General features: G+C 44.3%; 7 protein-coding genes. All 7 read left to right on the top strand.

Annotated features, from left to right (window positions below; all coding sequences use genetic code 11):
• Positions 1–21 precede the first annotated feature (21 nt).
• The 7 genes from DSL64_RS01460 to DSL64_RS01430 all read left to right on the top strand — a co-directional run bounded on the left by DSL64_RS01460 (position 22) and on the right by DSL64_RS01430 (position 13,229).
• Entirely contained in the window at positions 22–1,707 is a 1,686-nt protein-coding gene (locus DSL64_RS01460) for a glycoside hydrolase family 43 protein (RefSeq protein ID WP_115829140.1), read from the top strand.
• A gap of 128 nt (positions 1,708–1,835) precedes the next feature.
• Entirely contained in the window at positions 1,836–3,761 is a 1,926-nt protein-coding gene (locus tag DSL64_RS01455) for an alpha/beta hydrolase-fold protein (protein WP_115828855.1), read from the top strand.
• Positions 3,762–4,001: 240 nt separating this feature from the next.
• Entirely contained in the window at positions 4,002–5,090 is a 1,089-nt protein-coding gene (locus tag DSL64_RS01450) for an endo-1,4-beta-xylanase (protein ID WP_115828854.1), read from the top strand.
• Positions 5,091–5,263: 173 nt separating this feature from the next.
• Positions 5,264–7,930: a sialate O-acetylesterase gene (locus DSL64_RS01445; protein WP_115828853.1), complete on the top strand. Its 2,667-nt coding sequence runs from the start codon at positions 5,264–5,266 to the stop codon at positions 7,928–7,930.
• An 81-nt stretch (positions 7,931–8,011) separates the two neighbouring features.
• Positions 8,012–10,141 carry an alpha-glucuronidase family glycosyl hydrolase gene (locus DSL64_RS01440; RefSeq protein ID WP_115828852.1) on the top strand — a complete coding sequence of 710 codons (2,130 nt, stop codon included), beginning with the start codon at positions 8,012–8,014 and terminating at the stop codon, positions 10,139–10,141.
• Between the two features lie 313 nt (positions 10,142–10,454).
• Positions 10,455–12,071: a sodium:solute symporter family transporter gene (locus DSL64_RS01435; RefSeq protein WP_115828851.1), complete on the top strand. Its 1,617-nt coding sequence runs from the start codon at positions 10,455–10,457 to the stop codon at positions 12,069–12,071.
• Between the two features lie 339 nt (positions 12,072–12,410).
• Complete coding sequence (locus DSL64_RS01430) at positions 12,411–13,229, top strand: hypothetical protein (RefSeq protein ID WP_115828850.1); 819 nt, start codon at positions 12,411–12,413, stop codon at positions 13,227–13,229.
• Positions 13,230–13,241 lie beyond the last annotated feature (12 nt).

Raw genomic sequence — 13,241 nt, 5'->3', positions numbered from 1 at the left:
TTGTCGAAAAATATGAATATAATGATTAAAAAAATTATCTCCACAATCCTGATCGCATCCGTGTTCTTTGCGAATGCTTCGGTGGCTCAAACCACCACGATAGTAAATCCAATCTTAACCGGTTTCTATCCGGATCCAAGCGTGGTGCAGGTTGGAACAGACTATTACCTTGTCAATTCTACGTTCTCTTACTTTCCCGGTATACCTGTTTTTCATAGTAAGGATCTCAAAAACTGGAAGCAGATCGGTAATGTGATTGACCGTGCTACTCAGATGGATTTTATGGGTGAAAAGCTGACAAGAGGTTTGTTTGCTCCCGCAATCAGCTACCACAACGGAACCTTTTATGTTACCTGTACAGATATTGATCATGAAGGAAATTTCATAGTTACGGCTAAAAATCCGGCTGGTCCGTGGAGCGATCCGGTACGTGTTCCTCAGGTGAAGGGTATCGATCCGTCTCTTTATTTTGACGATGATAACAAAGCTTACATCATCTACAACAGCGATGCTCCCGACAGAAAACCACTGTATTCTGGTCACAGAACCATCAGGATGTATGAGATTGATCCTGTCAGTCTGAAAGTGATTGGAGAGGAAAAGCAGTTGGTGAACGGTGGGGTCGATCTGAGCAAGAAACCGGTTTGGATTGAAGCACCTCATATCATGAAAAGAAATGGCTGGTACTATTTGTACGCGGCAGAAGGCGGAACTTCAGTGAATCATACAGAGGTCGTTTTCCGTAGTAAGTCAGTTTGGGGACCTTATGTAGCTTACGAAAATAACCCCATACTCACGCAAATGGGATTGCCCGACGACCGCGAGGACCCTATCACATCGGCCGGTCACGCGCAGTTTGTCGACGGACCCGACGGTAAAACGTATGCCATTTTTTTGGCGGTTCGCCCGTATGAAGGCAATTTCTACAACACAGGCCGCGAGACTTTCATAGCACCAGTGGAATGGAAAGACGACTGGCCCATTATCAACCCGGATAGTAAGGAAATTAAGTATAAGTATACTGTGAATTATAAGGAAGAGAAGCAAAAGGATGCGCTTCCACAAGCTGGAAATTTCCAGTATACCCTCACTTTCGATAAAAAATTGGATCCGGCGCTTCTCTTTATGCGCACGATCGACAGCAGCTCGTTCTCGCTTTCCGGTAAACGTGGTTTAACCATGAAACTGAAACCGGAAACAATTATGGAAATGGGCAACCCTTCTTTCATTGGAAAGCGCCAGCAGCATTTGTATTGCACAACAGATACCGAGATTGATTTCTCAGCAAAATCTGAGAATGAAAAAGCAGGGTTGACTGTTTTTCAGGATGAATCCCACTTTTATTTCATTGGTAAATCGTTGGAGAATGGCAAGCCGGTTATGCAGCTTTACAAAAGCGGAGCAGATAAGAAAAGTATGGAGCTATTGGCTCAACAGGCTCTCACGGATGGCAGCAAGCCGGTGAAACTTCGCATTGAGGCGAAAGGGGATACCTACAGCTTTTATTTTTCCAAAGGGTCGCAGTGGGAGTTACTTCAAGATAAAGTGGATGCAAAACTGCTGAGTACACAGGTGGCAGGTGGTTTTATCGGCTGTCTGTTTGGTATGTATGCCACATCATCTGGTGAGCAGACCAGTAATTCGGCTTCCTTTAAATATTTGAAATACAGTGGTAACGATCCGATGTTTCAACCTGCCGGAAAATAAATAAAATTACTCAGCTGTTGATACCCGGCCCGGTCATAACTCCCGGTATGGCTATCTGGTCCGTATCACAGCTGAGCCTTAACATTATAAAGGACGGAATATTTGATAATCCCTAACATTTTTCAATCATGAAACGATTTTTATTTTTAATGATTTGTTTGGTAATCCATTCGTTATCAGGTGCGGCTCAGCAAATCTTAAAAGAAATGCCTACAGGCTATGATGCTGTCCGGAGTGACGCGCCAGCTGGGAAAATTGATACCATTCAATATCAATCCAAAACAGTGGGAAGCGAGCGTAAAGCGTTGGTGTACACGCCGCCCGGTTTTAGCAAGAAGAAAAAATATCCTGTGTTGTATCTTCTGCATGGCATTGGCGGGGATGAGAAGGAATGGCTGAAGGGTGGTAATCCGCAGCTTATTCTGGATAATCTCTATGCTGAAAAGAAAATAGAACCGATGATTGTGGTCATGCCCAACGGGCGCGCCATGAAAGACGACCGGGCAACAGGGAATATCATGGCGCAGGATAAAGTGGCTGCTTTCGCAACATTCGAAAAGGATCTTCTCAACGATCTGATCCCATTTATTGAGAGCAAATATCCAGCCTATACTGACCGCGAACATCGTGCTATTGCTGGCCTGTCGATGGGAGGCGGGCAGTCGTTGAATTTCGGGTTGGGGAACCTGGACCGATTTGCCTGGGTAGGCGGATTTTCCTCTGCACCAAATACAAAAGTTCCCAATGAGCTGATGCCGGATCCAGAGGAAGCCAAAAAGAAGTTGAAATTGCTTTTCATCTCCTGTGGCGACAATGACAGGCTGATTACTTTCAGCAAACGTACACATGATTACATGTTCGAGCATCAGGTTCCTCACATCTACTACATTGAGCCGGGTGTGCATGACTTCAAAGTTTGGAAAAATGGCTTGTATATGTTCTCGCAGTTTCTTTTCAAACCAGTTGACAATAGCTCATTATCCAAATACACCATTCTGGGAACACGTGCTGAAACCAATATTCGTTCAGCGCAATACCCGCAGATTCTACCCGACAACCGGGTCGTGTTTCGTGTGAAAGCGCCGGAAGCTCAGAAAGTTCAGATTGATCTTGGCAAAAAATATGAAATGAAAAAAGACACCGGCGGCTATTGGATGGTAACAACTGATTCAATCGGGAAAGGCTTTCACTATTATTCACTTATAGTTGATGGCGTAGCGCTTGCTGATCCAAGCAGTGAGACGTTTTATGGAATGGGAAGAATGGCCAGTGGAATTGAAATCCCCTACAGAAACGGCGGCTACTATGCGCTGAAAGATGTCGCTCACGGAGATATCCGAATCCGCAAATACCTCTCCAAAACTACAGGCACATGGCGTGAAATGTACGTATACACGCCTCCCGGCTATGACCAGTCTACAGAGAAATATCCGGTTCTTTATCTGCTGCATGGTGGAGGTGAAGATCAGCGAGGCTGGGCAACACAGGGGAAAACGAATCTTATTCTTGATAATCTGATTGCAGAAGGGAAGGCAAAGCCGATGGTCATCGTCATGCTCGATGGTAATATGGGTGGGGCAGGTGGCATCGCAGGATTTAATGAAGGTGTGCTCAAAAGCTTTGAAAATGAGTTGAAATCAGGTGCTATTCCGTTTGTTGAAAGCGCATTCCGTGTACAAACTGATGCGAAAAACCGGGCTTTGGCAGGACTTTCCATGGGCGGTATGCAGACGCTTTATGCAGGAATAAGAAACTCGGAAATGTTTTCTTCATTGGGGGTTTTCAGCTCAGGCTGGTTTGCCAACAATACAGCTCTTACTGCTCCCCAATATGAATTCATGAAAGACAATTCTGATAAGATAAACGGCAATATCAAAAATCTGTGGATTTCGATGGGTGGTCAGGAAGATATCGCATTTAACAATTGCAAAATCATGCGTGCGAAGTTTGATGAACTGGGCGTGAAATATACGTACAGCGAATATGCGGGCGGGCACACTTGGCCGGTTTGGAGACATGATTTGTTTCAGTTTTCTCAGCTGCTGTTTAAATAGAGCTGTTAGCTGTTAGCCATTAGCGGGATGAGTGCGTGGGCTCGGCAAAAAAGCGGGGGTGTGCGATGGGTAGGCGTATGGAAGCATTTTTTGCCTTGGGTTTTTGCGGTCGCCGCGCGGTTACTTTGTTACCAAGAAGAAAGTAAGGCAACTGGAAGCTTTATGATGGATTAACAATAAAATGAGGCTATCAAATAGAATCTATTGTCACAAATAATTCAATTTCAATCAATGTAATTTATGACAAAGTCGAAAGGAATAAAATATTGGATTAGCTGTGTGGCCTTTTCAGTAACGTTACTCTCTACAAACGATCTTTTAGCGCAAAAAACGCTTAAAGACGTATATAAAGACTATTTTTCCATTGGGGTAGCAGTGGCTCCACGCAATCTTTCCGGACCCGAAGCGGAGTTAATCAAACAACAATTCAACAGCATCACACCTGAAAACGCGATGAAAATGGGACCTGTTCATCCGGAGGAAAACCGCTACAACTGGCAGGATGCGGATGCGATTGTGGAGTTTGGTCAAAAAAATGGAATCATGGTCAGGGGGCATACGCTGTGTTGGCACAGCCAGGCGCCACGGTGGTTTTTCACAGATACAGAAGGTAAGCAGGTTTCGAGAGAACAGTTGTTAGCCCGCTTAAAGCAACACATTACTGACGTGATGAGCCGTTATAAAGGTAAAATCTACGCCTGGGACGTGGTTAACGAAGCGGTTCCTGATACGGGTAAAAGCATCTATCGCCAATCGAAATTCTACGAAATTATTGGTGAGGATTATATTGAGAAGGCATTTGAATTTGCACACGAAATTGATCCTTCTGCAAAACTGTTTTACAATGATTATAATACTGAAAGTGCTGCAAAGAGGGAAAAGATTTATCAGTTGGTTAAAAAACTGAAAGATAAAAAAGTCCCGATACATGGTGTAGGATTACAAGGACACTGGTCTATTTATGAACCGACGCAGCAGCAACTGGAAAAGTCAATTGAGCAGTTTGCCAGCTTGGGACTACAGGTGCAGATCACCGAACTTGATGTTTCCGTTTATCCGAAAGAACATGAGCGCAGACAGAAAAAGGATACAGATCAAAGTGTCTATACCGAAGAAATGATCCAAAAGCAATCGGCACATTATAAAATGCTTTTTGATACCTTCAGAAAATACAAGGGCACAGTAACTGGTGTGACGTTCTGGAATGTATCAGACAAGTCGAGTTGGCTGGATAATTTCCCGGTTGCAGGCCGCAAAGACTATCCACTGCTTTTCGATCAGAATTACAAACCAAAAAAGGCTTTTAAAGGGGTGGTTGATTTTAAGTAATACGGGCAAATAGTGTCAGGTATCGTAATTGATTGTCATGCATTGTCACACAGGCTTGTCGAAGTGGCTTGTAAATAAAAATGCCACCCAGCTTGTCGAAGTGCGACATCAACCATTTTACCGCGTTCACACAGGTCCATACCAATTTTAATACACGTTACAACCACCAGTTAATGAAATTTTTCAAGTTTGCATTTTTGCTGTTTTTCTTATCTGCTGATTTGTTTGCAGATATCCGTTTACCGCAGTTGATTTCTGATGATATGGTACTGCAACGGGATCAGTCCATTACGATTTGGGGCTGGGCAGATCCGAAAGAGAAGGTTACGGTCACTCTGAAAAACAAAAGTAATAGTGCAGTTACAAGCGCCGGCGGGCGGTGGGAAATGCAGTTGCCAGCCCAACCGGCAGGTGTTGGCTTTGAGATGCTTGTCAAAGGCAAAAATCAAATCAGGATTAAAAACATTGCCTTCGGGGACGTCTGGCTTTGCAGCGGTCAAAGCAACATGGTTATCAATATGGAAAGAGTCAAAGAGCGTTTTGCTCAGGATATCGCATCCGCTGATTACCCGGATATCCGCAATTTTTTCATTCCCACTCTTGCAGATCTGAATGGGCCGAAGCAGGATTTACCCGAATCACAGTGGAAAACAGCCAATGGAGCTGATGTATTGAGCTTTGGCGCTGTCACCTATTTTTTCGCCAGAGATTTGTATCACCAATACAAGGTTCCTATCGGTATTATCAACAGCTCAGTAGGAGGAACACCCATTGAAGCATGGATCAGTGAGCAGGGGTATAAAAACTCCGATGATATTCAGAAAGTGATCAGCCTGAACAAGGATAGTAGTTACGTCAGATCCCGAACATTTCGGCCTGTTATCATTCCTGGAAATAGCGACGCATTTGACCATGGGAAAAAGGAACATTGGGAGAGTGAAAGCTATCAGCCAAAAGGATGGCGGAATTTCAATATACCCGGCTATTGGGAAGATCAGGGGCTTAAAGACCTGGATGGGGTTGTATGGTTTAGAAAAGAATTTGAGGTTCCACAAAATTGGATAGGAAAGCCAGTCAAGCTTTTCATGGGCCGTATTGTAGATGCAGACGAAATGTATGTGAACGGAAAAAGAATTGGCGGAACAACTTATCAATATCCGCCACGACGATACGAAATTCCTGCTGATTTACTCAAAGAGGGTAAGAACACGTTTGTAATACGTGTCACAAATCAGACAGGAAAAGGCGGTTTTGTAGCCGATAAACCCTATTTCATGACAACCAAGGATCAGGAAATTAATCTCAAAGGAACCTGGCAGTATAAGGTTGGTCAGGTATATAAATCCTTAAATGCAGGCGAACTAGCCACTACACCGTTGGTAGCCCAAAATCAGCCAACGGCTTTATACAATGCAATGGTTGCGCCACTCTTGCCAGCCAAAGTGAAAGGCTTCATCTGGTATCAGGGCGAATCAAATGTGATGACTGCAAATGCGTATTACAAACTTATGCCGGTGCTGATTAAGGACTGGCGCAGTCTTTGGAGAAACGAAAACCTGCCTTTTCTGGTAGTGCAGTTACCTAACTTTCAGGATATAAATTATAAGCCTGCCGAGAGCAGCTGGGCTGTGATCAGAGAGGCACAAAACCAGGCATTGACATTGAAAAACACGTCGGTCACGGTAACGCTGGATTTGGGGGAATGGAACGATATACATCCTTTGAACAAAAAGGATATAGGCAAACGACTGGCACTTTCTGCCAGAAACCTGGCCTACGGTGATAAACAAGTAATATATAGCGGCCCCAGGCTTAAGTCACAAAGCATTCTGGGCGATAAAATTCTGCTTACATTCAGCGATGTGGGTGAGGGAGTACAGTCTGGCGATGGGGAGGATTTACGCTGGTTTGCTGTGGCGGATTACGACAAAAAGTTTGTATGGGCAAAAGCAAAGATATCAGGCAAAGACCAGATTGAATTAGCAAGTGAGGCTGTGAAAAGTCCGAAATATGTCCGTTATGGCTGGCAGGACAATCCCCAAGGAATTAACTTTTATAATTCGGAAGGTTTGCCGGCCTCGCCGTTCAGAACTGATGCGGAAGTTTTGGATGAATCAAAACCCTGGAAAGGAAAGAAAGCGGCCGTGGTGCTCACTTACGACGACGCGCTGAATGTACATCTGGATAATGTAATTCCGGCTTTAGATTCATTAAGTCTGAAAGGTACTTTTTACCTGACAGCTTCTTCAGAAGCCGCCAGAACAAGAATTAAAGACTGGCGAAATGCAGCAGCTGGTGGCCATGAACTTGGCAATCACACCTTGTATCATCCCTGCGATGCAACGGGGCCTGGCATGAATTGGGTAAAGCCGGAGTATGATCTGAGCAAGTATAGCTTAGGCAGAATTCAGGATGAGATCAGGATGTGTAATGCTTTTTTGAAATCCATTGACGGTCGGGACAAACGTACCTTCGCTTTTACTTGCGGCCACAAGAAAGTCGCTGAGGGGGAGTTTATAGAATCCCTTTCTGAAGATTTTGTGGCTGCCAGATCTGTCCGTCATGAAATGCATACGTTTGATCAGCAGAAATTGCTGGACATTGATTGTTATTCGATGGTGGAACAAACTGGTCAGCAGATGATTGACCTGGTAAAAGAGGCGCAAAAAAGTGGGAAACTATTGGTTTTTCTTTTCCACGGCGTAGGAGGGGAGCACGCACTGAATGTGTCGAGCCAGGCGCACAGTGAGTTGCTGCATTATCTGAAAGAACAGCAAAATGACATTTACATTGATACCATGCTCAATGTAGCTGAGCATATCAAAAGTCTGAATAAATAGCTTTGAAGCGCATAACATGACCTGTTATAGATCGTGAATTTTGAGAGATTAAAGACATAAATCAAATTTTGAATAAGTGAAATGAAACAATTCCTACTATTATTAACCCATTTTATTCTGATCGTTGCGACGTCATTTGCCGCTGCTCCGGTAACCTCTGATGGGGATGATGGCTACCGGCTTTGGCTAAAATACGAGCCTGTCACCATTCCGGCTATAAAGGCCGATTACCTGAAATATTCCGGATTTATCGGGCAGTCATCAAATGGTGAAACTATTGGCAGCGCATCCAAGGAGTTGCAGCGGGGGATGCAGCAACTCCTTGGAAAAAGCATTTCTGTTGTGAGCTCGCCGGGTAATCGTGCAGGCGGAATCGTCTTCAAACTAAAATCTGAAACAGCTGATAAACAGGACCACGAAGGGTATCAGATTCAGTTATCAGCTGGTAATATCGTCATTAGTTCCGAATCTGAAAACGGCCTGCTTTATGGGGCATTCGCTTTGCTCAGACGTTTGCAGATGCAGCAGCCATTAAAAAATCTTAACATTGCCAGCAGACCTAAGGTACAGTACCGTATGCTGAACCATTGGGATAATGTGGATGGAACCATTGAGCGGGGCTACGCCGGCTCATCTCTTTGGAAATGGTATGAATTGCCCGAGCGTGTTGATCCGCGCTACGAAGATTACGCCCGTGCCAATGCGTCTTTGGGCATTAATGGCACCGTGCTCAACAATGTGAATGCCAGCGCCAGGTTTATGTCGCAGGAATACATAGTCAAAGTAGCTGCGATTGCTAATGTAATGCGGAAGTATGGGATTAAGACCTATTTGTCTGTATACTTTGCAGCTCCCAAAACCCTGGGCGGTTTGACCACTTCTGATCCTCTGGATCCAAAAGTCCGGGCGTGGTGGACAGAGAAGGTGGCTCAGATTTATAAAGAAATTCCTGATTTCGGAGGTTTTCTTGTGAAGGCTAACTCGGAAGGTGAACCCGGCCCTCAGGATTACGGCCGCACACATGCGGATGGTGCCAATATGCTCGCTGAAGCATTCAAGCCCTATGATGGCATTGTGATCTGGCGAGCGTTTGTGTACAAAGCGGATCCGAATGCGGACCGGTTCAAAGCGGCCTATGAAGAATTTGTCCCTCTGGATGGTAAGTTTGACCCGAAGGTGATCGTGCAGGTGAAAAATGGTCCGATCGATTTTCAGCCGCGCGAGCCTTTTTCGCCACTGTTTGGTAATATGCCCAAAACGCCATTGGGAATGGAATTTCAGATCACGCAGGAATACCTGGGATTTGCAGCGCACGCTGTTTATGAAGCTCCGCTATTCAAGGAATGCCTTGATTCAGATACCTATGTGAATGGGCAGGGTTCGACCGTTGCGAAGGTTATTGACGGAAGTCTGCATGGTTACACAAAAACGCTGATGGCCGGAGTAGCCAATACCGGCAGTGACAGAAACTGGACAGGCCATCCGCTTGCGCAAGCCAACTGGTATGCATTCGGCAGGCTAAGCTGGGATCATCAGTTAAGTGCTGAGCAAATCGCAGACGAATGGACGCGGCTCACATTGACACGCGATCAAAAAGCGCGGGGGCATGTTGTGAATATGCTGCTCAGGTCACGTGAGATTTATGTCGACTACAATACGCCTCTTGGCCTTTCGCGCCCGTGGATGGGCGTACACTTTGCGCCAGAACCCTGGCAGAGCAGGGGCTCGCGTCCGGACTGGACAGCTACGTACTACCACCGCGCGGATTCTACAGGCCTGGGTTTTGACAGAACCACAGGTGGTAGTAATGCATTGGCTCAGTACCAACTGCAGGTTCAGAAGCAATGGAACAACCCCGATAAAACTGCTCTGCCGTACCTTTTGTGGTTTCATTACGTAGGTTGGGATAAAAAATTAAGCACGGGAAAAACGTTATGGGGCGAGCTTTGTACGCGTCTGTACGCCGGAGCGGATTCTGTGTTATGGATGCAAAAGCAATGGGATCTTGCAAAGGTAAATCTTGATCCGGAAGTGTATACCAATGTTGCCCAAAGATTAAAAGTGCAGCATAGGGAAGCACTCTGGTGGAGAGATGCCTGGGTACTGTACTTACAGTCCTTTGCCCGCCAACCGGTACCGGCAGAATTTGAAGCCCCTAAACAGACTTTGGAGGATGTGAAAAAGTCTGTAAATGTATATCTGATCAGGTAAAAGTAGCATTAAGTAGCCGCAACAAAACCCGCACTTACACATAAATGCTCCTAATTCAGACAAAATTGCTAACACCGGACATATTTGCACTTTTAACTTTGCGTGTGACGTATAGCTATCAAGCGTGCAGCCCCCTGTTTGAATGGGGGTAAAATGAGATCTTATTGGTTAGAGTAATTCTGGTTTATTTCCCGGCGAGCTTTCGCCGGGAAAACTTATCTGATGATTTGTCTTGCCCCATCTCGTATTTACAGTTTTATCAAGGAGTTCAATACGTCATATTTCACCTTATTTAAACAAAAAAATACTGTCAATGAAACAGTTACAATTTCTGGATTATGTCATTTTCTTTATTTACTTCATTATTGTATCTGCCTATGGCTACTGGATCTACAACAGGAAAAAAAGTGAAGCCGCTTCCACCAAAGATTTCTTTCTTGCGGAAGGATCACTTACCTGGTGGGCGATAGGTGCTTCCCTGATTGCATCCAATATTTCGGCTGAGCAGTTTATCGGTATGTCGGGGAATGGCTTTTCAATGGGTCTTGCCATTTCCAGTTATGAGTGGATGGCAGCGGCGACTCTGGTCATCGTTGCGTTATTCTTCATGCCGATTTATCTGAAAAACAATATTTTTACAATGCCTCAGTTTCTCAGTCAGCGTTACAATCCTACGGTGAGTCTGATCATGGCAGTATTCTGGCTCGGCTTATATATTCTGGTCAATCTAACCTCAATCCTCTACCTGGGAGCATTGGCAGTATCCGGTATATCCGGACTTGACTTTGATTTATGCATGTGGGGGCTGGCCATATTCTCTATTGTAATCACGATCGGCGGTATGAAGGTGATCGGTTTTACAGACGTGATACAGGTGTTTTTTCTGATCATCGGTGGTCTTGCGACCAGCTACATTGCGATCAATCTGGTATCAGATAACTTTGATACGTCTGGTCTGATGAACGGATTGAAAATGATGAAAGAGAATCATTCTGACCACTTCCACATGATCTTTAAAAAGGATAGTACACACTACATGGAGCTTCCCGGACTTACTGTGCTGCTTGGTGGTATGTGGATTGTAAACCTGAACTACTGGGGTTGCAACCAGTATATTACCCAGCGCGCTCTGGGAGCTGATCTTAAGACTGCCCGTAACGGACTTTTGTTTGCGGCTTTCCTTAAACTTCTGATGCCGGTGATCGTAGTTTTGCCAGGTATTGCTGCCTACACGCTTTATAATCAGGGATTATTTCAGCAGGAAATGACAGAAAACGGCGTGATCGTTGCTGATAAGGCCTATCCTGTCTTGCTCAATTTGTTACCTGCCGGACTGAAAGGTCTTTCCTTTGCCGCACTAACTGCAGCAATCGTAGCGTCACTAGCAGGTAAAGCCAATAGTATATCTACCATTTTTACGCTGGACATTTTCAAAGTGTATATCGGCAAGAATAAAACCGAAGCACAGCTGGTGACAATTGGCCGCATCGTAATTGTAATATCCATGATACTTGCTATCGTGGTTTCACCTTACATGGGTATTGATAAAGCGGGTGGTTTCCAGTTTATACAGCAAATGACAGGACTTCTTTCTCCGGGAATTTTCGCTTCGTTTATTATGGGCTTTTTCTGGAAACGCAGCAATTCGGCCGGCGCGCTATTCGCCATCGTGGGCGGCTTTCTGATCGCACTGAGTATGCACAACAACTGGCTTCCCTTTGCGGACTGGTCTCAGGTTCCGTTCCTTGACCGGATGGGTTGGGTCTTTGTGATTTGCGTTGCAGGAATGTTTATACTGAGTTATGTTCTACCCGACGAGAAAAAAGGACTCACTGTTGACGCATCTATGTTCCGCGCTCATAAAGGCTTTGTATGGGGTTCTGTTGTTATATTTATTATGTTGATTTTATTGTACGTTTATTTTTGGTAGGATAATCAGGTCAATTATCTCATCTACGTCCCCGGGAGCAATAGCTTTTCGGGGACTTTTTTTGCGTGAGCCTACCGTTATATATGATTAATAAAAAAATGTAAGAATAAGCCTGAAGCGTAGGGGTAGTCATGCTCATATACCTCATTGCTGCAATTAAGTTACATAGCGGTGACAAATGTTATTTGTTGACGATAAATGATTCTAATCCCGAGAGGTCATTTCTATGATGTAGGTCAAAGAATCTGACTGGTGATCTGCTATAACAAACTTCACAGATAGCTTAGCTGAATAAATCTATATATTTGTAACCAGTTTAAACCTTATCTCTCATTAATTTTGAATAAATATAGTTTTCGTTTTATTCCAATTTTTATTATTTGTGCTGCTATTGCAGGTTGTAAAAAGGATAATGCTCCTGAGCCCAAAAATTTTGGATATTTTACCCCTGACTGCAAACTGACATCTTGGAACGAATTTTCCGCCAGGTACAATGCCGATAACCAGATGATAGAAATATACAGGCACATGGTTTATTTTGGCGCAACTAAGGTTACCGAATTATACAGAACCCTGGTGTATGAAAATGGAGAGCTTAAAAGGATTGTCGTGCCTAAGATTGAGCCAACAGAGCTTTTTAAAGAAGGTAGAGAAGCGTGGACGGAAGTAGAATACGAATATGGAGAATATGGTGTGACGATCATTCGAAAATTTGGATATGAGGGTATTCGCAACGGTCAGAGCGCACGTGTTGAGACAGGTCGCCATGAGTTTAAATATGCTAATTCTCGTAAGCCAGTGGAGATGCTTACCTATGTACCTTTTAACCGAGAAATCGATGATTTGAGAGTGCGTGGTAAAAGAACATTCGAATATGATAGTAGAGGTAATGTGTCGAATGAAATAAGTGAATCCATAATAAATGGACAAGTCCAATCAAGGCTCCCTATCAAATATTATTATGATGATTATCCAAATACGGTCAAGGTGTTGAATTTTATTAACTTTGAGTATTTTTCGGTTCAGAATGTTTTCTCCGTAAACAATCCGGTCAAAACTGAGTATCCGGGTTCTGTGTTGGATACGCCGCTAGCCTACGATGATCACTTTAATGTAATAGGTCGAATCCCCGAAGCGGTTGTTTGGGACTGCAAATAAATCCGATTTCGG

This window comes from Dyadobacter luteus (assembly GCF_003383615.1).
Lineage (GTDB): Bacteria > Bacteroidota > Bacteroidia > Cytophagales > Spirosomataceae > Dyadobacter > Dyadobacter luteus.
The sequence above is the reverse complement of the archived record's forward strand: the minus strand, read 5'-3'. Positions and strand labels throughout refer to the sequence as shown.

What these genes read in the sequence shown, in the direction of transcription:
- DSL64_RS01460 (WP_115829140.1), top strand. Translation starts at nt 22, where the DNA reads ATGATTAAAAAAATTATCTCCACAATCCTGATCGCATCCGTGTTCTTT.
- DSL64_RS01455 (WP_115828855.1), top strand. Translation starts at nt 1,836, where the DNA reads ATGAAACGATTTTTATTTTTAATGATTTGTTTGGTAATCCATTCGTTA.
- DSL64_RS01450 (WP_115828854.1), top strand. Translation starts at nt 4,002, where the DNA reads ATGACAAAGTCGAAAGGAATAAAATATTGGATTAGCTGTGTGGCCTTT.
- DSL64_RS01445 (WP_115828853.1), top strand. Translation starts at nt 5,264, where the DNA reads ATGAAATTTTTCAAGTTTGCATTTTTGCTGTTTTTCTTATCTGCTGAT.
- DSL64_RS01440 (WP_115828852.1), top strand. Translation starts at nt 8,012, where the DNA reads ATGAAACAATTCCTACTATTATTAACCCATTTTATTCTGATCGTTGCG.
- DSL64_RS01435 (WP_115828851.1), top strand. Translation starts at nt 10,455, where the DNA reads ATGAAACAGTTACAATTTCTGGATTATGTCATTTTCTTTATTTACTTC.